The sequence below is a fragment of the Faecalimonas canis genome, from assembly GCF_054601575.1.
Genome location: NZ_BAAHSI010000006.1, coordinates 1 through 20,741 on the forward strand (window position 1 = coordinate 1; position 20,741 = coordinate 20,741).

Here is a 20,741-nt window from a genome sequence, read left to right on the forward strand (position 1 = left end):
GTTTTTCTTTCGCTCTCTTTCGACAGCCATATTAGAATATCATATCCATTCTTCTTTGTCAACAACTTTTTTCATTTTTTTGAAATTTGTTTTTGACTTGTCTGCCCGTTTCTCGAGTGCTTGTCTATAATATCATCCCCTCCTGCATATGTCAACATCTTTTTTCATTTTTTTTAATCTTTTTCAGTCTTACAACAAACAGATAAGCATCGCCGTTCAAATTTCTTTAAAACAACGATGCTCATTTACTTTCCATTTCTCCTCTTTATAAAAATGTGTTTTTCATAACTTTATTTTTCAGATATAAACTAAAGTCATCAAAAACGCCCCAAGAAATTTGTTTTGGACAAGTCATTACAAGCAGATTGTGTCCTTCATTCTCTTTATGATACGGCGGATGAATATGACTAAAAGAATTTTCCACAAAACCACATCGTTCGTAAAAACATTTTCTCCGCTTAGAAATATCATCCTCCGGCGGATCAATCTCAAGAAGCAATGTTTTATTTTCCCCTTTCAAAAGAGTTAATGTTTTCTGTCCGTACTGTTTATTCCGCATCTCCGGACAAATACAGAAATGTTCAATATAAACAAATTGTTCATTTTCCCAATATAAAATCAATCCAACAAAAACATCTTCATCATATATCAAATCAAAATGATATTCTCTATCCTTTAAAATCTCTTTTTGCGAGAAGCCTTCTCTCCGTTCATGATAGGGAAAACTAATCCGATACAAATTTAATGCCTCTTGATACATAGAGTGCGATGCATTTGTAATACGTTTCAAAACCATTTTTCCATCACCTCAATTTCGTAACCCAACCCAATATCACATTTTTCTCATATAGAAATGTCAAAAGCCTGCTATCTTCTATATATTTAAAGCACTCTTTCCCTATATTACTGCTATATAACAATGTAATAATAAGAAAACCTACCCATACAAGAACAACCGCTATCAACACCCCTACTAACATTCCGCCAATACGATTTAAGCCATTAATAACCGGAAGGGCAGTAATAATGTCTAACGCAAAGATAATTGCCCGTATAAAAATTGTCACAACAATAAATGTAATCAAAAACGAAATGATTTTTATAATAATATCCGAAACGTATGCCCCTATATAGTCCACAAAATTTGAAACCCCCAGTTGTTTATAAGCCTCGTTATTATTATTTTCTATCAAACCTCTTTTCAGAAATTCCGGTATATCCGCTTTTTCTAAAATTTCCATCTGTTTTTGTCTGGGCAATTCTATTTTATCCAAAGGAAGTTTAGATATATCTACATCCACCCCTTCAGACGTCATCATAGAAACACATTTCTTCTTTACCATTTCATCTATAGGCGTCAAAGACACAATCGCCTTGCTCGTGTAAGGTGTTAGGAAAATAACAAGTATAATACTCGCAATCGTCGTCCCAAATGACACAATAATTTTAATAAATCCTTTAGCATACCCCACCACCATACAGATGAAAAAGATAATTCCTACTCCAATTAATAACCAATTCATATTTTCTCCTACTTTGCAAGCCTGATTTCTTCCAAGCCATTTGCATTTATCACTAAGTATTTATTTAATCCAATGGCAGAAATTATATTTGAAATATCACTTTCCATTTCTCCATTAAACAAATGTACTCCCGCCTTTGTAATGATCTGACATTTTTTCCCATCATACATGATAATCTGCCCGTCTTCTACTTTTATATTCTTATACGCCTGCTCAACTGTTTCTGAAAACAGTTCCTGACCACTTTTATCGAATAATTTTATAAGATAATTTTTATCCCCTTTCAACAGCATACCGATATACTTATCATCATGAAAAACATTTTCTATTTGTTCTTTTATTTTGACAATTGTTTTTTTCTGCGGTTTGTCTTTTCCTTCATAAATATATAATTGATTGTCCGAAACCATCGCGGATGTTTTATTATCAAAGAAAAATACTGTAGGCCCTATGGCATTTTCGTATTTTTCCTCCATTATAAGATGGTTTTCTTTTTTTTCGGTCTTTTCATCAAAATTATAATATGCTATTTTCGTTTCAATTTTCCCTTGTTCAGCAAACAGATACGAAATCAAAAGTGTGTATCCGTCATCGGAAATAGCGACATCCAAAGGATAACCGGTAGTTGTCGGGGAAGTAATGTGCTCTACAAGAAGTTCTCCTTTCGCATCATAACAAACAATTTTTGAAGAAACTTCATCTTTTAAAACCGCACTTACAATTCCCTGTTGTGAAACTTCCGCCTTTTCCACCGGAAGACTCGTATGAATTTCCCCTTTTACACCCTGTTTTTGTAATACTACCAAATCATTTGCTCCCTTATCAACAATTACCGCTGATTTTCCATTAACACTGACAATCGGATTTTGCATCTGATAAGAAGATTTCCACTGTTCTTTTCCTTTCTTATCTAAAAAAACAACCCCATCTTTACTGTATTTCAAAATTCCGTCCCAAAACTTCACATATTTTTCTCCATTTTCACGTTCCAGAGCCACCGTACTCAAAACACGAACTTTATCATATGTTCTGTGCGTCAGAAAAATATATACCCCGATTCCGACAAAAAGAAGTATGACTACAATAATCGAAAGCCATTTTATCAAAACTTTTTTGCTTTTTTTCCCTTCCATTCAATTTCTCCCCTTTTCGCATTTGTATTTTATGATTATAGCATATTTTTTCTTTATGGCAGTAATAATTTTTGACCGATATAAATCAAGTTCCCGTTTTCTAAGCCGTTCATTTTACTGATCGCCTCGATATGCTGAATATCCCCGTATGCTTTTTTACTGATTTTTTCCAACGTATCTCCTTTTTCCACAATATAAACATTTTCCTTTTGCTCTTCTTTTTTCTCGTCTTTATTTTCTTTCTTTTCTTTTTCCTCTGCCTCTTCTTTCTCTCCAACCGAATTTGAAATAGTTTCTATCGCTTTCTGAACAGATTTCATCCTATCATAATTATTAATCATCGTTACGCCGATAACTAAAATCACCAAAATAAGAAATGTTGCCGCTCCATATGCCCACCTGCTCATTTCTTTTTTCTCCTGTTGCAGCATTTTGTTCTGCACTAAATCGCGAAAACTTTTTGCAGCCCTATCCACAACAATTTCACTGGGTGTAACGCCAATCTTTTTACGGGAGGAAATCATATAATTTTGCATAGACGGATTTTTTTCATAATAAATGTAATGTCCGTTCATCTGCATTAAATCATTAAATTTGGGTGCAAAATACATTTCATCTTTGCAGACAGGATCTTTTAAAATAAAAACCCCCTTATCTTTTTCAAATATTTCCTGATGTACTTTTTTCAAATTCCCATTCATCGCAAATGGAATACCCGGTATTGCCGCAAACCAACCGATAATTTCTCCGTTTTCAAAGAAAGTCTGACACACCTCACAGGCGTTTTTCCATGTTCCTTCACTGACAAAAACACCATTTTCATCCTGTCCAAGTTCCTCCATTTGTATCGCACCGTAAATATATCTGTACTCCAATTCCTCTTCTCTGACAACATCTCCTATCAAAAATGCTCCAACCGGATTTTCCGCCTCTTTTTCACAAAGTTGATTTAGATATGTATCGACATAATCTTCCACATAAATTTTCAGAGAATCACTGACATTTCCTATCTGCTTTACATTTTTAGGGATTTTTCTTTCCATAACTCTTCACCTCATCCGCATATTTTTCTTCATACTAGCATATGAGAAACGCTTATTTTATCGGATATTGTCACCTTACCTCTGAAAAGTTTCGACTTTTTCATACAGAAAAAGACGGGATTTTTATTTTTCCCGCCTTTTCTCTCTTTTTCTTCTTTTACTACTCTCACAAGCGCCACAATATTTGTCGGTTAATGTCGTAATAAATCCTTCTTTTGTCTTTGGAAATCTAAACAAAGTCACCGGCCACATATGAGAATATATAATATCTCTTTCTATTTTATTCAGTTCAAAAAATTTTTCTGCATTTTTCAAAGCAGTGTTTGGGTGTGTCAGCCCATGAAATCTATCTCCTGTTTTTGCCGCATGAGTATGCCAGTCATACAAAAACAAATCATGTAGCATAGCACCTCTTGCTGCCGACCTTGCATCCAAATGAAAAAATCTGCACCACTGGTAATTATAATACGCCACATTCATACAATGTTTATAGCAACTTGTCGTGCCATGATGAGAATAAAGTTTCATACGCAATACTACAGGATGTTCCGCAATATCCTGTACACACTCATAAAAATCATATTTCCACTCTTCTCTCAATTTATATATTTTTTGAACGATATTTTCCCTCTTCATTTTGCCCCCGCTTGTCAAAAATACACCTCAAGTCAAAACTCAAGGTGTATTTCTTCTATACAAATGCTTTTACTTTTTTGTAAATGCTTTCCGCATCTAAACCATATTTTTTAATTAATTCCAACGCCGGACCCGATTCTCCGTATACATCATTAATCCCGATTTTCATTACTTTTGCAGGCGCTTTCTCTGCAACAACATCACAAACCGCACTTCCAAGACCACCGATAATAGAATGCTCTTCTACTGTAACGATTTTGCCTGTTTCGTTTGCTGCTTTCGCAACAATTTCTTCATCCAATGGTTTGATTGTATGAATATTGATAACTCTCACAGAAATTCCGTCTTTTTCTAACATTTCTGCCGCCTCAAGAGATTCCGATACAGGAAGCCCCGTAGCGATAATTGTCACATCTTTACCTTCTTTTAAAGTAATACCTTTTCCTAATTCAAATTTGTATTCTGTATTGTCGTTGATAACAGGAACTGCCAACCTTCCAAAGCGGAGATATACCGGTCCTTCATGTTCATAAGCCGCTTTTACTGCCGCTCTTGCCTCCACATCATCCGAAGGGTTGATAACAACCATTCCCGGAATTGTTCTCATTAAAGCAATATCTTCATTACACTGGTGTGTCGCTCCGTCTTCCCCTACGGAAATTCCGGCATGAGTTGCACCAATTTTTACATTTAATTTCGGATACCCTACAGAGTTACGAATCTGTTCAAAAGCACGTCCTGCTGCAAACATGGCAAATGAACTCGCAAACGGAACCATTCCTGTTGCCGCAAGTCCTGCTGCCACACCAACCATATTACATTCTGCGATACCACAGTCAATATGACGTTCAGGGAAAACATTTTTAAACATTGCTGTTTTTGTTGCTGCCGCTAAATCTGCGTCAAGCACTACGATATCCTCATGTTGTTTCCCTAATTCCACTAAAGCATTGCCATAACTTTCTCTCGTTGCGATTTTCTTTACATCTGACATAATGCTTCACCTACTTTCTCTAAATCTGCCATAGCAACTGCATATTGTTCTTCATTTGGAGCAGCACCATGCCATGAAGCCTGATTTTCCATAAAGGAAACGTCTTTTCCTTTGATTGTTTTTGCAATAATGGCTGTCGGCTGACCTTTTGTTGCTCTCGCTTCTTTGAACGCAGCGTCAAGAGCATCAAAATCATGTCCATCCACATTGATTACATGGAAATTAAATGCTTCAAACTTTTTATCAATCGGATATGGAGAGTTGACTTCATCAATCGAACCATCAATCTGAAGGTTATTGTTATCCACGATAACAACTAAATTATCTAAGTTGTGATGTGCCGCAAGCATTGCCGCTTCCCAAACTTGACCTTCCTGAATTTCTCCGTCACCCAACAGTGTATATACTCTATAATCTTTCTTTCTCAGTTTCCCCGAAATCGCCATACCTACTGCTGCCGAAATACCCTGTCCTAGAGAACCGCTTGACATATCTACTCCCGGAATATGCTTCATATCTGGGTGTCCCTGTAAATATGAACCAACTTTTCTCAATGTAGTTAAATCTTCTACCGGAAAAAATCCTCTATTTGCCAACGCCGCATAGTATCCCGGTGCCGTATGCCCTTTTGATAGCACAAAACGATCCCTGTCATCTTTCTTCGGATCGGCAGGATCAATATTCATCTCTTCAAAAAATAAATATGTGTAAATGTCCGCCGCAGATAACGATCCGCCCGGATGTCCCGACTTAGCATTAAATACCGCCGTCACCGCACCTTTACGAACTTCATTAGCAACTTTCATCAATTCTAATTTGTTCATTAGACTTGCCTCCTGTTTTCTTTCTTTTCTACCCTATTCTATCCTACTTTGCTGTAAGACGCAACTCCTATTCTCCAACGTTATAATTCTGTTCTTCCTTCTAACGCTCTAAGCAATGTCACCTCGTCAATATATTCCAGATCCCCACCAACAGGAACTCCGCTTGCAATTCGGCTTACCTTAATACCTGTAGGTTTAATCAATTTACTTATATACATCGCTGTCGTTTCCCCTTCAAGACTGGAATTTGTCGCAATAATCACTTCGTCCACATCACCTTGTAAACGTTCCATAAGTTCTTTTAATTTAATATCCCCTGGTCCGATTCCAAGCATTGGAGAAATCGCACCGTGAAGTACATGATAAACTCCGCGATATTTTCCGGTTTTTTCATAGGCAACCAAATCTCTCGTTGTTTCCACAACCATAATCGTCTTCTCATCACGACTGCTGTCACTACAAATAGGACATACTTCCCTGTCCGTCAGCGTATAACATTTTGAACAGTAGCGAACATTGTTTCTCGCCTCTACCATGGCATTCGCCATTTGTTCTACCTGTTCTTTCGGCATATGAATAATATGAAATGCCAAACGTTGCGCAGATTTCGCTCCTATTCCGGGAAGTCTTGAAAGTTCCTCTATCAATTTGCTTATCTGACTGCTATAATAATCCATTTCTATTTCCCCTAAATTAGAATGGCATTCCTCCGCCTAATCCGCCTGTAAGTTTTGCCATTGCGGATGAAGATTCCTCATCAACTTTACGAAGTGCTTCATTTGTCGCTGCCATAATTAAATCTTCCAACATTTCTATATCATCCGGATCAACTACTTCTTCCTGTAATTTCACTTTCGTAACCGTTCTTGTTCCTGATACAGTCACCTCTACAGCACCACCACCCGCAGTTGCCGTAAATTCTTTTGATTCCATTTCCTTTGCCTGCTCTTCCATCTGACGCTGCATTTTCTGAGCCTGTTTCATTAAATTCGCCATATTCCCAGGCATTCCTCCCGGAAATCCTCCACGTTTTGCCATATTAAAATCCTCCTTAATCTTCTATTGTAATGTCCATATGCACTACTTGTTCTATATCCACAAAACTTTCCTCAAATCTACGTCCTTCTTCCACTTGACGCACTTCTATCGTAATCGCTTTGCCGATTCTGTTTTCAATCAATTCCGTTAATTCCTGTTTGTGCTGTTCCTGTCTGACAAAATCTGCCGACAATTCATCCGGCAGAATAACAAGTAATTTATCCTCGCCTCCAAGGCTTAATCTTGCATTTTTCAAATATCCTTTTAAAAGCCCCGAAGTTTCATTGACAATTGAACGAAAATTTTTCACAACTTCTTTTACATCTTCCGGAATCGCTTTTTCCAACACCGGTTTCACCATCGGTTCTCTTTTCGTTTCAACTACTTCTCTGACAACCTGTATCTCTCCCGCCTGTTCCACTTTCTCCTCCACGGCACGAATACGGTCAAGCAGTGTATCCTGATTTGTTTCCATAGCAGGTTTGCACAATTTAATCAACGTTACTTCCAATAAAATACGTTTCTGCACTGCATACTTTATTTGATTAGATAAATCCGAAAAAATTCGAATATAGCGAAGAAGCACATCAACTTCTATCATTTCCGCCTCTTCTTGCAACTGCTGCAAGTTCTCTGTAGAAACGTCCAAAACCTCTTCCATATTATCAGAAGTTTTCGCCAAAAGCAGATTTCTCAAATACCATGTAAAGTCATTTACCATTTGTGTCAGTTCGCGTCCCTGCATAACAAGTTCTTCCACACTCTTTAGTACGGCAGAAACATCCCTTCTTAATATCTGACGGAGAAGCCTGCTAAACACATCTGTATCCACTGCCCCCAGCACTTCCAGCACATGATCATAAGTCAACTTCTGTCCCAGATAAAAAGCGATACACTGATCCAAAAGACTGAGTGCATCTCGCATAGAACCATCCGCCATTTTCGCCACATAGCGAATTGCCTTTTCCTCCACATCCACTTTTTCTTCTAACATCAGTTCCCTCAGCCTGTCAGCAATCGTATCAATACTAATTCTTTTAAAATCATATCGCTGACATCTCGACAAAATGGTTATCGGAATTTTATGTGCCTCTGTAGTCGCCAAAATAAAAATAACATATTCCGGCGGTTCTTCCAAGGTCTTTAACAGTGCATTAAACGCTCCTATAGAAAGCATATGCACCTCGTCAATAATATAAACTTTATATTTCCCCTCGGTTGGTCTGTACGCCACTTCTTCACGAATTTCTCGAATATTGTCTACACCATTATTGGACGCCGCATCTATCTCAATCACATTCATGGACGCTCCCGAAGTAATGGCACGACACATTTCACACTCACCACAAGGACTTCCGTCTACCGTATGCTGACAATTCACTGCCTTTGCAAAAATTTTGGCTATTGTCGTCTTACCCGTTCCTCTTGTCCCACAAAAAAGATAGGCGTGACCAATACGATCTGCTTTTATCTGATTTTTCAAAGTCGTCACAATATGATCCTGTCCTTTAACATCATCAAACTCGCTCGGACGAAATTTACGATATAATGCTGTATATGACATATATCCTCTCTCCTTCTATGCTGACGCAAAAATTGTCTGCTTGACACTTCATTATAGCACGAATACAGGAACACAAACAAGATTTTTAATTTCCATTTTGTCCGTGTCATTCTGCAAAAAATGTTCTATAATAGAATAGAATGAAAAAGAAGGAGGATTTAATATGGAGAGAAATGATACCTGCTGGTGTGGCAGTGGTAAAAAATATAAAAAATGCCATATGTTTATTGATGAGAAAATTGCTTTACTGGAAGAACAGGGGCATATCGTGCCGACCCGCGATATATTGAAAACTCCCGAGCAGATTGAAGGAATTAAAAAAAGCGCTGAATTAAATACTGCCGTATTGGACCATGTTGCAAAACATATTCACGCAGGAATGAGTACTGCTGAAATTGATAAACTCGTATATGACTATACAACCGAACACGGCGGAATCCCTGCCCCTCTCGGCTACGAGGGTTTCCCAAAAAGTGTCTGCACATCATTAAATAATGAAATCTGTCACGGAATCCCTGATGAAAATATTATCCTTGAAGAAGGAGATATTATTAATGTAGACGTATCTACAATTTTAAATGGTTATTTTTCTGACGCTTCCAGAATGTTTACTATTGGAAAAATTTCTGAAAGAGCAGAAAAAATCGTTCAAGTTACAGAAGAATGTGTAGAAAGAGGTCTGGCAATGGCAAAACCTTGGGGACATTTAGGCGACATTGCAGATGCAATCAACTCTCACGCACAGGCTAACGGCTATTCCGTTGTAGAGGATATTGGAGGACACGGAATTGGTCTTGAATTTCACGAAGAGCCTTTTGTCAGTTACGTTACACCAAAAGGAAGTGAAATGGTACTCGTTCCGGGCATGATTTTCACTATTGAACCGATGATTAATGAAGGAAGTCCTGATTTCTTTGTCGACGAGGATAATGGTTGGACCGTTTACACGGAAGATGACGGTCTGTCCGCTCAGATTGAATATATGGTATTAATTACTGAAAACGGCGCCGAGGTGCTGACGAAATAAAATTGTGGGGCGTATCGTTTGATACGCCCCACAGTCTATAATAAGAATATTTATAGTAGTTTTCCGGTCTTTATTGTCAACGCTATCTGCAAAATCCACCCAACAAACAATGCAAGAAATGAAATAAACGTTGAAATTTTCCTGTTTTCTTTCCACCCACGAAACTCGTCAAGTATTATCTTTAGCAAGAGAATTAGAAGAAGAATATTAATCGCTATCCAATTACGGACTATACCAATTCCAATAACAATATAGATTATAACATCAATGATATAAGGTAAATATTTTTTTACATTTTTCATAACAATCCACCTCGCTTCTGTATGAAACTTTTGCTTTAATAAGGGACAACTTTCACGCCACTAAGTCCCCAATCATACAGATCTATTCCTTGGATTTTGTGTTCAAAATGTGTCCACTTAAATGTCATTGTCACTTGAAAACCATTATTCCCTATAAATGCGTTTGCAATTCCAATAGCTCCTGCAACTATGGCAACCGTACCAGCACCTCTAGCTATAGTTTTTCCCACTGCTTTCACTGCTGCTTGACCGGCTAATTCCCCTAGTTTTGTCAACGCATTTCCTTTTAATATATCTCCAACTTTACCAATACCAGCCAATTGAGCATTTGTGATTTTAACTTTAACTGTTTTTGTTTCGCCTACTTTATGACCTCCCGTTCCCCCTTGATGAGAAGGGATAGAACGAGTACTGAATTGTTCAAGATAATACGTACTTTCTTCAACAAAAAGAGTAATAATATTTCCGTTTTCATCAACCACATCTAAGTAGTACTCTTTTGACTCATCTGGCGTTTTTTACACCGAACCATCCACTGCTAATGCAAACGGACAAAAGGAAAAACATAAGGCAAAAACCAATAAAAAAGTAACAAGTTTTTTCAAATTCTTTTTCCTAGTAATATCTCCTTTCATTTTACCGTTTTATAAAGTTAGACTTATTTTATATGGTCACCCCAGTAATTGCAAGAAAATATTTTTTATAAATTGTATTCTTTTAAAACAATCCGTATTTTGTTTATATTCTATGAACAAATGCTTATCTTTTCCTTAAGAAGTGTTTCAATTTATCTGATAATAGACAAAATTTAAGGGCATACCAAAATTGATACGCCCATTTTCACTAAAAATATTTCTCAAACTTTTTATATGTTTCTTTTGGAGTCCGATACAGTTCGTCATCTATTTTAATTTTATCCGGATTATAAAAATACAGTGTCTTTAACATGATTTCTTTTTCCACCTCAAACTGTATCTCCATATGATAAATCGAACCCTTAATGCTATCATTGTCCACTTTCTTATATGATATATTTTTCAACTCCTCCAGCAATGTTTCGGAGTCATCCTCACCTAAAACAATATATTCTTGCCCGCGTGTTATTATTTCCTCATCAGCCATTGAGATTTGAACAAGATTATCTTTGTTCACATCTTCTAATGGGCTTACCTCTTTTTTACAGGAAATAGTAGAAAAGGATAATGCCGTTACAAATAACAGAATACTCATTTTCTTAACCATACCGTCAACTCCTTACTCTACAAAACATATCGCTTAGTTGATTATAGTATAGCATATTCTCTATTTTTACACAGCAAAAAAGCGGGTGATGGGAATCGAACCCACGTATCTAGCTTGGAAGGCTAGTGTTCTACCATTGAACTACACCCGCATAATAAATCTTATTCAACTATGCCCAGAGCCGGAATCGAACCAGCGACACGAGGATTTTCAGTCCTCTGCTCTACCGACTGAGCTATCTGGGCTTATGCCATTTGATAACTTATCTCTGACACGTTTAATATCATATCAGATATATAAAATATTGTCAAGAACTTTTTTCATAATTATTCAACTTTTTCATTACTCCACCATAAAGCAAAAGGACATGGTTCACACGCCATGCCCTTATCACTTTACGCCATTAATTCATCTGCCATTTTTTCCATAACTTCCACTGTGTCGTCATTCATCACGGATTTGATTGTCACTACCGTATCGCAGATTGTCATTTCTTTCAACCCTTCAAACACTGCTTTCATCTGTTTTGCCGCTGTCGGCGCCCACGAACCATTTTCCATAAGTGCTACTTTACGTTTCTGGAAATTTTTCGCTCTTAAATGTGCTAAAAAGTCTTCCATACACGGAAATATTCCATTATCATAAGTCGCTGAAGCCACAACCAATTTGTCATATTTGAATGCATCTTCAAGCGCCTCTGACATATCACCTCTCGCCAAATCTATCACATCAATTTTTTTCACACCCTTTTCACAAAGGATTTCCGCCATTTTTTTCGCTGCCGCCGCAGTATTTCCATGAATAGAAGCGTACGCAATCAAAACGCCTTCTTCTTCCGGCTCATAACTGCTCCATGTATTATATTTATCAATATAATATCCTAAATTTTCTTTTAAAATCGGACCATGAAGAGGACAAATCATTTCAATATCCAGTGTTGCCGCTTTCTTTAAAAGCGCCTGTACCTGCATACCATATTTTCCTACAATATTAAAATAATAACGTCTGGCTTCACAAGCCCATTCTTCGTCTACATCTAACGCTCCGAATTTTCCAAATCCATCTGCTGAAAAGAGAATTTTCTCTGACTGTTCATAAGTAACCATAACTTCCGGCCAGTGTACCATTGGAGCCATAAAAAACTGTAATGTATGATTTCCAATATTTAAAGTGTCGCCTTCCTTTACAACAACTTTTCTTCCTTCTAAATCTACATTAAAAAACTGTAGAATCATATTGAATGTTTTTGCGTTTCCAACCACCTGCATATTCGGATATTTTTCAATTAATCTCTGTACATTCGCCGCATGGTCCGGTTCCATATGAGATACAACTAAATAATCTACCGTTCTTCCATTCAAAACTTCTTCCAAATTAGCAAGCCACTCTTCTGTCGCCCTTGCATCTACCGTATCCATAACCGTTACTTTTTCATCAAGAATGACATATGAGTTATAGGAAACTCCATTTGGAATCACATACTGACTTTCAAACAAATCTAACGTCTTATCATCTACACCTATATACTTAACTGTATCTGTGATCTTCATCTCTTTCATCTCTTTCTCCTCAATTATCTTCTCTTTCACTCTATACTACTTCTTACTCTCGGTACATTATACCGCAGTTCTCTACAATTTCCTAGTCTGTTTTTCTAAAAATGCACTTTTACATATACATTCAAAAAGAAAGAGAGAAACCTTTGTATCTCAAAGATTTCTCTCCCGCTTCTTTTTACTGCCGCAGACCGGAATCGAACCGGTACGGGAGTATAAGTCCCGCAGGATTTTAAGTCCTGTGCGTCTGCCTGTTCCGCCACTGCGGCATATATAAATAAGAAATTTGGAATGGATGGAGAAGGATTCGAACCTTCGAAGGCGGTGCCAACAGATTTACAGTCTGCCCCCTTTGGCCACTCGGGAATCCATCCATACATCTCAACAATAATTATTTATACCATATCCCAATAAAAAAAGCAAGAAAAACTTATAATTATTTAAAAATAGGACGCCATAAGACGCCCTATAATTTAAAATTCCATTGTTTTCATTACGAGTGCCGAATGCTTTCCCATATTAACAACAATTTCACCGTTTTTCACAATGATTTCCTCATATTCTGTTGTATAATCATCATCATAAGTGTACATCAATCTTCTCATCCGACTTTGTTCCGGAACGCCGGCACGCCATACCGGAACAACCACTTCCGCACGCTCACTTCTATTATTTATCACGACGACAAACTGCTTTTCATCACTAAATCTGGCATATGCCAAAATATGTTCATCACCGTGTAACAATAAAATCGAACCACTCTTAAATTCTTCATATTTCTTATGGATACGTATCATTTCTTTATGAAAAGAAATCAATGACTTATCCTCAAATCCCCAAGGATACGTTCGTCTGTTATCCGGATCGGTAAATCCACATACCCCTGCTTCATCACCATAATAAACAGTCGGCGCACCAATCCAAGTCATCTGCATTGTGACGGCAATTCTGAAAACAGCCTTACTCACATATTCTTCCGCCGCTTCCGGACCAAGCCGCGCCGCTCGCCCAACCATATGATTTGTTCTCGTCAAAAAACGGGAATGGTCATGATTGGAAAGTTCATTCATCGCAACAAGACTTGACGGTGTAAACATTTTAGACATATGATATTTCATCGTTTCAATAAAATGATCTGCATTTCCCCAAAGTTCATGTCGTTCCTCATCACTGTGCTTTTCCATACCGGTTAAAAACCATGTAATCGGTTCCATAAAAGCATCATAATTCATCACCGTATCCCACTCATCACCCAAAAGCCATTCTCCCGGATCACCATAATGCTCCGCAATAATAACAGCATTCGGGTTTGCTTCTTTAACGGCATTACGGAACTTTTTCCAAAATTCATGATTATACTCGTTACTGTAACCTAAGTCCGCGGCAACATCCAATCTCCAACCATCTACATTGTACGGAGGAGAAACCCATTTTCTTGCAATATTTAATATATATTCTTCCAATTTTGGAGAATCTTCATAATTTAATTTAGGAAGGGTATCGTGTCCCCACCAGCCTTCGTAACGGCTATTATACGGCCAGTCGGAGTCATTATTTGCATCAAAATGAAAAAATTCCCTGTAGGGACTGTCCTTTGAAACATATGCCCCCTTTTCATATCCCTGTTGTCTCTCATAAATATGCTCTCTGTCCAGCCATTTATTAAAAGAACCGCAGTGATTAAATACGCCATCTAAAATCACTTTCATTCCTCGCCGATGAATCTCTTCAACTAACTGAGCAAAAAAGCGATTGCTCGCCTCTAAATTCTCCTTGTCTGTCGTTCTTACCTGATACTTTGTCGCATGAACATTATTTTTAGCACGCTCTCCAATTAAATCTCCGCCGTCTTTTACAATTACCGCATAGTGCGGATCAATATAATCGTAATCCTGTATATCATATTTATGATTAGAAGGAGAAACAAATATCGGATTAAAATAAATAGCCTCAATACCCAAATCCTGAAGATAGTCTAATTTATCCATAACCCCTTTTAAATCTCCGCCGTAAAAATCACGCACATCCATTTCTCTCGGATAACGGTTCCAATCCGTCACCTTTTGGGACGGTTCTCCTATATACAAATATTCTCTTGTTTCCACATCATTTGTTTTATCACCGTTACAAAACCGATCAACAAAAATCTGATACATTACCGCTCCCTTCGCCCAGTCAGGTGTAGAAAATCCCGGTACAACGGCAAAGGAATAAGAATGAATCAGGTCTTTACAAACTCCGTATGTATTATAGTAGCAATAATCATCTTTACTCTTTATCTCAAAATAATAATAAAAAATCTCACTGCCCAATTGTTTTTCAACCGTATAATAATCAAAGTTCCCTTTTGTTCCTGTCTTTGTCATCGGCAATCTTTCTTTTCCGGATACAAGCCATACCTTTTCCACATCATCTTTAGCTGTGCGAAAACGTATAGTAATCCGGCCATTTACCGACGGGTCGGGAGGCCAAACATAACTCCCCGTCCCATCACTAAATAACGCCTGTCTATTCATAGAAGCACTCCTTCTCTAACTCTCAGAAACCGTTTCTTCAAACAACGCCTCAAATTCCTCTCTTGTAATTTTTTCTTTTTCAAGCAGAGCCTCGGCACACGCATGAAGTACAGACTGATATTCCTCAATAATTGATTTCGCTTTCGCATAACATTCATCAATAATACGTTTCACTTCTCTGTCAATCTGACCTGCAACTTCCTCACCGTATCCTCTTGACGTATGTGCAAAATCACGCCCCACAAACACTTCATCACTATCATTATCATAATTAATCAGGCCAAGCGCCTCTGACATACCAAATTTTGTTACCATCGATTTCGCCATGGCTGTCGCCTGCTTAATATCCTGAGATGCCCCCGTTGTAATATCATCAAAAATAATTTCTTCCGCAATTCGTCCACCGAGTGATACCGTAATATCCTGCAGCATCTGTCCTTTTGTATTAAACATTTCATCTTTTTCAGGAAGAGGCATTGTATAACCTGCAGCCCCCGTTCCTGTTGGAATAATAGACACACTGTAAACAGGTCCTACATCCGGAAGAACATGGAATAAAATCGCATGTCCTGCCTCGTGATATGCTGTAATCTTCTTTTCTTTCTCGGAAATAATACGGCTCTTCTTCTCCGCCCCGATACCGACTTTTACAAACGCTTTGCGAATATCATCCTGTTTTACATAAACCCTGTCTTCTTTCGCCGCATTGATTGCCGCTTCATTTAACAGATTTTCCAAATCCGCTCCGGTAAAGCCCGCTGTTGTCTGCGCAATCTGTAATAAATCCACATCATCACCCAGCGGTTTCCCTTTTGCGTGTACACGGAGAATTTCCTCTCTTCCTTTTACATCAGGTCTTCCAACCATAACTTTTCTGTCAAATCGTCCCGGTCTTAAAATCGCCGGATCAAGAATATCTACACGGTTTGTGGCAGACATTACAATAATGCCTTCATTCACACCAAAACCGTCCATCTCAACAAGAAGTTGGTTCAGAGTCTGCTCTCTCTCATCATGACCGCCACCCATTCCTGTTCCACGCTTTCTCGCAACCGCATCAATCTCATCTATAAAAATGATACATGGTGCATTCTTTTTCGCTTCTTCAAACAGATCTCTCACTCGGGAAGCGCCGACACCGACAAACATTTCCACAAAGTCTGAACCGGAAATGGTGAAAAACGGAACACCCGCTTCCCCTGCAACTGCTTTTGCAAGAAGTGTCTTACCCGTTCCCGGAGGGCCTACGAGAAGTACTCCTTTCGGAATCCTTGCTCCGACTTGAATATATTTCTTCGGCTCTTTTAAAAAGTCCACAATTTCTTCCAAGTCTTCTTTTTCTTCCTGAAGTCCCGCTACCTGCGAAAACGTAATCTTTCTATCTTTGTCCGTACTCATTTTTGCACGGCTCTTTCCGAAATTCATCGCTTTCGCACCTGCACCTCCGCTTGCCTGACGATTCATCATCATAAACAGGAATAAAATAAGTCCTACGGATACAAGCGTTGAAAATCCTGTCGTTACAAACCAACTGTCCTTCGGAACATCATTTACATAATAGTCTACTTTTTCTTTTTCCAAGAACTTTTCAACTTCTTTTACATCCGATACATTAAACGTTTCTTTCCTGTCATCTTTTAAAACCGCTTCCACTTGCCCGGTTGGAATTGCTTTATTTTGCTTAATTGTAACGGTTTTCACATCATCTTCCCGAACAGCAGACTTAAATTCACTGTAGGTATAGGCTGTTTCGCCCTGCGGAGTATCGTTCAATAACCACCACATTCCTAAAAACATCACAATTAAGAAGATGAAGGGAAAACCACTTACACCTCTGCTTTTACCATTATTCAATTTCCTAATACCCCTTTCTACTCGACACCTTCCACTACGCCGATGTATGGTAGATTTCTATATTTCTGTGCATAATCAAGTCCATATCCAACTACAAATTCATCCGGAATTTCAAATCCCACATAGTCTACTTTTACATCTCTTACACGACGATCCGGTTTGTCAAGCAATGTACATAATCCCATACTCTTTGGTCCTCTCTTCTTGAGAATCTCCAACAAGTATGACAATGTTCTTCCTGAATCAATAATATCTTCCACAACAATAACATCTTTTCCTTCCAATGTTTCGTCCAAATCTTTTGCGATTTTCACTACTCCGCTTGAAGATGTTCCGTCACCATAACTGCTTACGCTCATAAAGTCCATAGATACAGGAACTGTAATTCTCTTAGCCAGTTCGCACATGAAAAATACTCCGCCTTTTAATACACAGATTAAATGTACCTCTTTTCCGGCATAATCTTCACTGATTTTCTTTCCTAACGCTTCAATTCTCTCATTTACTTCTTCTTCTGAAATTAACACTTTAATCTTTTCTGCCATTATCTTCTTCTCCTTTGTCTATTGTGATTTTCAATATATGTTTTGTATTCTTACCTATTTGATACGCACATCCTTTTCTATATCCGAAAATCCATAAAATATGATTTCCATCCGCCAGAAGAAGAATGTTATCCCTCTCCTCTTTCGGAATCTTCTCATTGATAAAATAGGATTTTAATTTCTGCCTTGTTCCCTTTTCATTAATAGTAATATAGTCACCCGCAGCCCTCGTCCGTATCGTTATAGTACTGTTCATTATATCATAATCAAAGCACTTCGTGTAGGGGTTTTCTATCTCAACTCTTTCTATTTCCCCCACATCCTTTATTTCATAAAAAATGTGCCATCCCCCTATCCGTCTGTTGTTACTCTTCCATAAATCCAACTTTACTTTTTCCTGTTGTATTTTCTGCTCCTTTTCCTTTACATGCATCAGACATACCCCCTCATAACATCGGTATGCACATATGCCATAAGGAAGCGAAATTTCTCTTCCCACCTGATTGTCCATTAATTTACGGACTTCCTCTATATGCACGGCATGGATATCTTTTTCCCTTTCCGCCATAGAAACAATCGCTTTTTTTATAATTAACCCACAAAAAACAGAAGAAACTTTTTCATATTCTTCTTTCAAAATAATTCTCTTCTTTTCCTCTGTCGAAACAACACGGTTATATAATTTTTCTGTTTCCTCTTCCATATAATCCTGAAGTTCCCATATTCTCTCCATTGTTTCTGAAAAATGTGCCACTGTCTTTGCATTTACACCCTGTTCCAAAATCCGTATCACATGATTACGCACACGGTTTCTTGTGTAATCATCAGAAAGATTCGTTTCATCTGTGCAATAAGAAATACATTTGCTTCTCAAGTATTCCTCAATCTCTTTTCTCTCAAGACAGAGAAGCGGACGAATTCTGTTATCTTTTACCGGACGCATTCCTCCAAGTCCTGCCAAGCCGCTACCCCTTGCAAGATTCATCAGAAGCGTTTCCGCATTATCATTTTTATGATGCGCCAATGCGATTTTTGTCCCATGATACTTTTGCAAAGTTTTTTCAAAAGCCTCACGCCTTACATTTCTTCCCGCCTCCTCTAATGATTCTTTCCTTTTCTTTGCAATTAATTCCACATTTTCCCGATAAACTTCGCAGATGAGATGATATTTTTCGCAAAGTTCCCTCACATATTTCTCATCATTTTCTGCATTTTCGCCGCGTAAAAGGTGATTTACATGGACAACAATTATCTCAAATTCTATATTCTTTTGTAATTCCAGCAAAATAAAAAGAAGGCATACCGAGTCCGCACCCCCTGATACGCCTACAATAACTTTATCCTCTTTATGAAGCATTTCCCACTTTGATACAAATTTCGCAACTTTTTCTATCATTACATTCAGTCCTTTTATCCTTTGATATACATTTCCACTATATAGAATTCCCTTTTAAAATGCAACCTTTTCATTTCCATTATAAACTCCAAAATCCCACAACCAACACAGTCATATCGTCCAACGGTTCTTCCCCCGTCCATTCCAACACCTGCTCTAAAATATGATGTGCCATTTCTTTCGGATTATTTTTATTTGTTCCGCTTATAATTGTTTCCATGAGCAAATCCTGTTCTCCCACCGGAAATGCATCCAGTACACCATCCGTAACCATAATAACAAAATCACCGTTTTCCAAACGTTTCTTTGTTGTTTCAATTTCCAAATATTGTACAACTCCTATCGGAAGGCTTGTGGAACTAATTCTTTCTACTTTGTTGCCACGTTTTATATAAGTTGTCGATGCACCCACTTTTACAAATTCACATTTTCCGTTATACAAATCAAAGACACTCATATCTATCGTAGAAAACCTTATTTCTTCTCTACCCATAACAAGCGCTGTATTCATCATTTGGATAGCAGTTTCTTTCGGGAAACCTGCAATCAACAATTCTTCCAACATTTCCACAACCATTGCACTTTCCTGAAATGCTTTTTCCCCGGAACCCATACCGTCTGACAAAACGACACCATGTTTTCCACCGGGCAGTTCCATCATGGAAAAGTTATCCCCAGAAATCTTGTCACATCCTTTTCCAATTTTCGCAACTCCTTGTAAAGTATGATACTTAGGACCTTCCATGGCAACAATCGTACAATATTCCTGCCCCACTAAAAACCTCTCTCCCTCCGGCAAAACCATTTTCCTGCCCACTATTTTTGATAAATTCCACACAAGTTCTTTTGTCGTTACACACTGACCTTTCTTTGAACGGACAGTTAAGTGTATTTCATATTTTCCCTCAGGAGTAATCAAAAAAACACTGCTCAACAGACGCACATCTATTTTTTTCAACTGGGTCTGTATTCTTTTTTCCAAAGCCTCGTCCGAAAAAATGCTGGCATTTAATTCGCGTGTTGCGTGCTGAATCATATGTGCAAAAGAATCCAGTTGAATGGCACATCCCTGTCTGCTCTGTGCCAGTTTATTATTCCAAGCCAACGTCTTTTTCACCCCCTGAAATGTATCGAGAGTTTCCCTCAAAAATCTCGGCGCCTGTATACATCGTTTCTGTAACTTTCTTTTTATTTCCGTGTTTAATTCAACACCATATTCTTCCACCGCAGAAAGAATTTCATATACCATCTGATATGTAGAAATAGAATTTTCTCCCATACACCACTCTCTGTTTTCGCAATCCTTACAGACATTTTCATCCACCTCAGCGAAAATCTCCTCCATTTCTGCCTGTGTCAGCGACTCTCGCTTTTCTTCCAAATGTAAAAATGTATTCGATAAATGCCTAAGTGAACTTGCAAATTTATCTATCTGTGTTACATACGGATTATCCACATTTACTTTACTCATTTTCTCTCTCCTTTTTTAATTAGTTTTGCTATATAGGAACAAAATTTCCTATATAGCAAAAATAAATATCCACCCGC

Annotated in this window: 20 protein-coding genes and 4 tRNA genes; 1 reads left to right on the forward strand and 23 read right to left on the reverse strand. The window is 37.9% G+C overall.

Features of this window, described 5'->3' with window-relative positions; translation table 11 throughout:
• Nucleotides 1–265: 265 nt before the first annotated feature.
• From ACYPXO_RS01790 to dnaX, 10 genes are all read right to left on the reverse strand, one after another.
• Nucleotides 266–796 (reverse strand): GNAT family N-acetyltransferase, encoded by a 531-nt coding sequence (locus ACYPXO_RS01790; RefSeq protein ID WP_459638987.1) that lies wholly within the window; start codon nucleotides 794–796, stop codon nucleotides 266–268.
• 7 nt (nucleotides 797–803) lie between these two features.
• The gene (locus ACYPXO_RS01795) at nucleotides 804–1,523 is read right to left on the reverse strand and encodes a CvpA family protein (protein ID WP_459638988.1); all 720 of its coding nucleotides are present in this window, start codon (nucleotides 1,521–1,523) and stop codon (nucleotides 804–806) included.
• Nucleotides 1,524–1,531: 8 nt separating this feature from the next.
• Nucleotides 1,532–2,656 (reverse strand): DUF5711 family protein, encoded by a 1,125-nt coding sequence (locus tag ACYPXO_RS01800; protein WP_459638989.1) that lies wholly within the window; start codon nucleotides 2,654–2,656, stop codon nucleotides 1,532–1,534.
• 53 nt (nucleotides 2,657–2,709) lie between these two features.
• Nucleotides 2,710–3,699 (reverse strand): LysM peptidoglycan-binding domain-containing protein, encoded by a 990-nt coding sequence (locus ACYPXO_RS01805; protein ID WP_459638990.1) that lies wholly within the window; start codon nucleotides 3,697–3,699, stop codon nucleotides 2,710–2,712.
• A gap of 123 nt (nucleotides 3,700–3,822) precedes the next feature.
• The gene (locus ACYPXO_RS01810) at nucleotides 3,823–4,335 is read right to left on the reverse strand and encodes an HD domain-containing protein (protein WP_459638991.1); all 513 of its coding nucleotides are present in this window, start codon (nucleotides 4,333–4,335) and stop codon (nucleotides 3,823–3,825) included.
• Nucleotides 4,336–4,390: 55 nt separating this feature from the next.
• Nucleotides 4,391–5,329 carry a transketolase family protein gene (locus tag ACYPXO_RS01815; protein WP_459638992.1) on the reverse strand — a complete coding sequence of 313 codons (939 nt, stop codon included), beginning with the start codon at nucleotides 5,327–5,329 and terminating at the stop codon, nucleotides 4,391–4,393.
• Complete coding sequence (locus ACYPXO_RS01820) at nucleotides 5,317–6,153, reverse strand: transketolase (RefSeq protein ID WP_459638993.1); 837 nt, start codon at nucleotides 6,151–6,153, stop codon at nucleotides 5,317–5,319. The genes ACYPXO_RS01815 and ACYPXO_RS01820 overlap by 13 nt, the downstream gene beginning before the upstream one ends.
• A gap of 80 nt (nucleotides 6,154–6,233) precedes the next feature.
• Nucleotides 6,234–6,830, reverse strand: a complete 597-nt coding sequence (gene recR / locus ACYPXO_RS01825; RefSeq protein WP_459638994.1) for a recombination mediator RecR — start codon at nucleotides 6,828–6,830, stop codon at nucleotides 6,234–6,236.
• A gap of 16 nt (nucleotides 6,831–6,846) precedes the next feature.
• A complete protein-coding gene (locus tag ACYPXO_RS01830; protein WP_459638995.1) occupies nucleotides 6,847–7,191 on the reverse strand; it encodes a YbaB/EbfC family nucleoid-associated protein in 345 nt (114 codons plus the stop codon).
• Between the two features lie 13 nt (nucleotides 7,192–7,204).
• A complete protein-coding gene (gene dnaX / locus ACYPXO_RS01835) occupies nucleotides 7,205–8,755 on the reverse strand; it encodes a DNA polymerase III subunit gamma/tau (RefSeq protein ID WP_459638996.1) in 1,551 nt (516 codons plus the stop codon).
• A 163-nt stretch (nucleotides 8,756–8,918) separates the two neighbouring features.
• Between dnaX and ACYPXO_RS01840 the strand changes: the two genes are divergently transcribed.
• On the forward strand, nucleotides 8,919–9,782 hold the full coding sequence (locus tag ACYPXO_RS01840; protein WP_459638997.1) for a methionyl aminopeptidase: 864 nt from the start codon (nucleotides 8,919–8,921) through the stop codon (nucleotides 9,780–9,782).
• A 50-nt stretch (nucleotides 9,783–9,832) separates the two neighbouring features.
• On the opposite strand, the gene ACYPXO_RS01845 is transcribed toward ACYPXO_RS01840, so the two are convergent.
• The 13 genes from ACYPXO_RS01845 to ACYPXO_RS01905 all read right to left on the reverse strand — a co-directional run bounded on the left by ACYPXO_RS01845 (nucleotide 9,833) and on the right by ACYPXO_RS01905 (nucleotide 20,664).
• Nucleotides 9,833–10,084: a hypothetical protein gene (locus tag ACYPXO_RS01845; RefSeq protein WP_459638998.1), complete on the reverse strand. Its 252-nt coding sequence runs from the start codon at nucleotides 10,082–10,084 to the stop codon at nucleotides 9,833–9,835.
• Between the two features lie 35 nt (nucleotides 10,085–10,119).
• A complete protein-coding gene (locus ACYPXO_RS01850; protein WP_459638999.1) occupies nucleotides 10,120–10,566 on the reverse strand; it encodes a hypothetical protein in 447 nt (148 codons plus the stop codon).
• Nucleotides 10,567–10,927: 361 nt separating this feature from the next.
• Nucleotides 10,928–11,326, reverse strand: a complete 399-nt coding sequence (locus ACYPXO_RS01855; protein WP_459639000.1) for a hypothetical protein — start codon at nucleotides 11,324–11,326, stop codon at nucleotides 10,928–10,930.
• Nucleotides 11,327–11,406: 80 nt separating this feature from the next.
• Nucleotides 11,407–11,477 (reverse strand) — tRNA-Gly (locus ACYPXO_RS01860).
• A 21-nt stretch (nucleotides 11,478–11,498) separates the two neighbouring features.
• Nucleotides 11,499–11,571: transfer RNA gene (locus tag ACYPXO_RS01865), tRNA-Phe, on the reverse strand.
• 150 nt (nucleotides 11,572–11,721) lie between these two features.
• Nucleotides 11,722–12,885 carry an FprA family A-type flavoprotein gene (locus tag ACYPXO_RS01870; protein ID WP_459639001.1) on the reverse strand — a complete coding sequence of 388 codons (1,164 nt, stop codon included), beginning with the start codon at nucleotides 12,883–12,885 and terminating at the stop codon, nucleotides 11,722–11,724.
• Between the two features lie 179 nt (nucleotides 12,886–13,064).
• A tRNA-Leu gene (locus ACYPXO_RS01875) sits at nucleotides 13,065–13,151 on the reverse strand.
• Nucleotides 13,152–13,174: 23 nt separating this feature from the next.
• Nucleotides 13,175–13,256: transfer RNA gene (locus ACYPXO_RS01880), tRNA-Tyr, on the reverse strand.
• Nucleotides 13,257–13,355: 99 nt separating this feature from the next.
• Nucleotides 13,356–15,398, reverse strand: a complete 2,043-nt coding sequence (locus tag ACYPXO_RS01885) for a glycoside hydrolase family 13 protein (protein WP_459639002.1) — start codon at nucleotides 15,396–15,398, stop codon at nucleotides 13,356–13,358.
• 15 nt (nucleotides 15,399–15,413) lie between these two features.
• Nucleotides 15,414–17,252 (reverse strand): ATP-dependent zinc metalloprotease FtsH, encoded by a 1,839-nt coding sequence (gene ftsH / locus ACYPXO_RS01890; RefSeq protein ID WP_459639003.1) that lies wholly within the window; start codon nucleotides 17,250–17,252, stop codon nucleotides 15,414–15,416.
• A gap of 17 nt (nucleotides 17,253–17,269) precedes the next feature.
• Nucleotides 17,270–17,797, reverse strand: coding sequence for a hypoxanthine phosphoribosyltransferase (gene hpt, locus ACYPXO_RS01895; protein ID WP_459639004.1), 528 nt, complete (start codon nucleotides 17,795–17,797; stop codon nucleotides 17,270–17,272).
• Nucleotides 17,781–19,193 carry a tRNA lysidine(34) synthetase TilS gene (tilS, locus tag ACYPXO_RS01900; RefSeq protein WP_459639005.1) on the reverse strand — a complete coding sequence of 471 codons (1,413 nt, stop codon included), beginning with the start codon at nucleotides 19,191–19,193 and terminating at the stop codon, nucleotides 17,781–17,783. The genes hpt and tilS overlap by 17 nt, the downstream gene beginning before the upstream one ends.
• Before the next feature lie 79 nt (nucleotides 19,194–19,272).
• Entirely contained in the window at nucleotides 19,273–20,664 is a 1,392-nt protein-coding gene (locus ACYPXO_RS01905) for a SpoIIE family protein phosphatase (RefSeq protein ID WP_459639006.1), read from the reverse strand.
• Nucleotides 20,665–20,741: the final 77 nt, after the last annotated feature.

What these genes read in the sequence shown, in the direction of transcription:
- ACYPXO_RS01855 (WP_459639000.1), bottom strand. Translation starts at nt 11,326, where the DNA reads ATGGTTAAGAAAATGAGTATTCTGTTATTTGTAACGGCATTATCCTTT.
- ACYPXO_RS01845 (WP_459638998.1), bottom strand. Translation starts at nt 10,084, where the DNA reads ATGAAAAATGTAAAAAAATATTTACCTTATATCATTGATGTTATAATC.
- ACYPXO_RS01820 (WP_459638993.1), bottom strand. Translation starts at nt 6,153, where the DNA reads ATGAACAAATTAGAATTGATGAAAGTTGCTAATGAAGTTCGTAAAGGT.
- ACYPXO_RS01870 (WP_459639001.1), bottom strand. Translation starts at nt 12,885, where the DNA reads ATGAAAGAGATGAAGATCACAGATACAGTTAAGTATATAGGTGTAGAT.
- dnaX (WP_459638996.1), bottom strand. Translation starts at nt 8,755, where the DNA reads ATGTCATATACAGCATTATATCGTAAATTTCGTCCGAGCGAGTTTGAT.
- ACYPXO_RS01905 (WP_459639006.1), bottom strand. Translation starts at nt 20,664, where the DNA reads ATGAGTAAAGTAAATGTGGATAATCCGTATGTAACACAGATAGATAAA.
- ACYPXO_RS01810 (WP_459638991.1), bottom strand. Translation starts at nt 4,335, where the DNA reads ATGAAGAGGGAAAATATCGTTCAAAAAATATATAAATTGAGAGAAGAG.
- ACYPXO_RS01790 (WP_459638987.1), bottom strand. Translation starts at nt 796, where the DNA reads ATGGTTTTGAAACGTATTACAAATGCATCGCACTCTATGTATCAAGAG.
- ACYPXO_RS01815 (WP_459638992.1), bottom strand. Translation starts at nt 5,329, where the DNA reads ATGTCAGATGTAAAGAAAATCGCAACGAGAGAAAGTTATGGCAATGCT.
- ACYPXO_RS01830 (WP_459638995.1), bottom strand. Translation starts at nt 7,191, where the DNA reads ATGGCAAAACGTGGAGGATTTCCGGGAGGAATGCCTGGGAATATGGCG.
- ACYPXO_RS01885 (WP_459639002.1), bottom strand. Translation starts at nt 15,398, where the DNA reads ATGAATAGACAGGCGTTATTTAGTGATGGGACGGGGAGTTATGTTTGG.
- tilS (WP_459639005.1), bottom strand. Translation starts at nt 19,193, where the DNA reads ATGATAGAAAAAGTTGCGAAATTTGTATCAAAGTGGGAAATGCTTCAT.
- recR (WP_459638994.1), bottom strand. Translation starts at nt 6,830, where the DNA reads ATGGATTATTATAGCAGTCAGATAAGCAAATTGATAGAGGAACTTTCA.
- ACYPXO_RS01795 (WP_459638988.1), bottom strand. Translation starts at nt 1,523, where the DNA reads ATGAATTGGTTATTAATTGGAGTAGGAATTATCTTTTTCATCTGTATG.
- ACYPXO_RS01805 (WP_459638990.1), bottom strand. Translation starts at nt 3,699, where the DNA reads ATGGAAAGAAAAATCCCTAAAAATGTAAAGCAGATAGGAAATGTCAGT.
- hpt (WP_459639004.1), bottom strand. Translation starts at nt 17,797, where the DNA reads ATGGCAGAAAAGATTAAAGTGTTAATTTCAGAAGAAGAAGTAAATGAG.
- ACYPXO_RS01840 (WP_459638997.1), top strand. Translation starts at nt 8,919, where the DNA reads ATGGAGAGAAATGATACCTGCTGGTGTGGCAGTGGTAAAAAATATAAA.
- ACYPXO_RS01800 (WP_459638989.1), bottom strand. Translation starts at nt 2,656, where the DNA reads ATGGAAGGGAAAAAAAGCAAAAAAGTTTTGATAAAATGGCTTTCGATT.